The sequence below is a fragment of the Planctomycetota bacterium genome (assembly GCA_039819165.1).
Classification (GTDB): domain Bacteria; phylum Planctomycetota; class Phycisphaerae; order Phycisphaerales; family UBA1924; genus JAHCJI01.
This window is the reverse complement of the sequence record JBCBSM010000026.1, coordinates 1-521: the sequence shown is the minus strand read 5'-3', so window position 1 is coordinate 521 and position 521 is coordinate 1. Positions and strand designations below refer to the sequence as shown.

Annotated in this window: 2 protein-coding genes; one reads left to right on the top strand and one right to left on the bottom strand. The window is 68.3% G+C overall.

Going from position 1 to position 521, the window contains the following annotated elements:
• Nucleotides 1–255 (top strand): PDZ domain-containing protein (locus AAFX79_13865; protein ID MEO1009641.1); only part of this gene is annotated, 255 nt, incomplete at its 5' end.
• Between the two features lie 18 nt (nucleotides 256–273).
• Here the strand turns inward: AAFX79_13865 and AAFX79_13860 are convergent.
• Nucleotides 274–521, bottom strand: a 248-nt coding sequence (locus AAFX79_13860) for a UDP-N-acetylglucosamine 1-carboxyvinyltransferase (protein ID MEO1009640.1), incomplete at its 5' end; no start/stop codon positions are given.

Sequence of the window (521 nt, the reverse complement as noted above, 5' to 3'; positions counted from 1 at the left end):
CGAGGCCTGGAGGGCGATATCGGCATCCTGCTGGTGTCGGTCTACGAAGGCGGACCAGCGGACCAGGCCGGACTCGAACAGGACGACGTGATCCTCGAGATCAACGGTGAACCCATCCTGTCCCGCCGGCAGGCGCTGCTGATCGTCGCCGGGACGAACCCGGGCGATGAAGTCGGCATACGCGGCTGGCGCGACGGTGCGCCGTTCGATACGACGGTCATCGCCGGCGAGCGGCCACCGGACGATCCGTTCTGACGGGTACGTGCTAGCGCGTTAGCGGGCGACGCGACGAATCGTCGCGCCGAGCTGACCCAGCTTTTCCTCGATGCGCTCGTAGCCACGATCGACGTGATAGATGCGGTCGACCAGGGTCTCACCCTCGGCGGCGAGGCCCGCCAGCACCAGGCCCGCCGACGCCCGCAGGTCGGTCGCCATAACAGGCGCAGCGGTCAGGCGATCGACGCCGTGGATCACCGCTGTGTTGCCCTCGAGCCGGATCTCGGCGCCCATGCGCTGCAGCT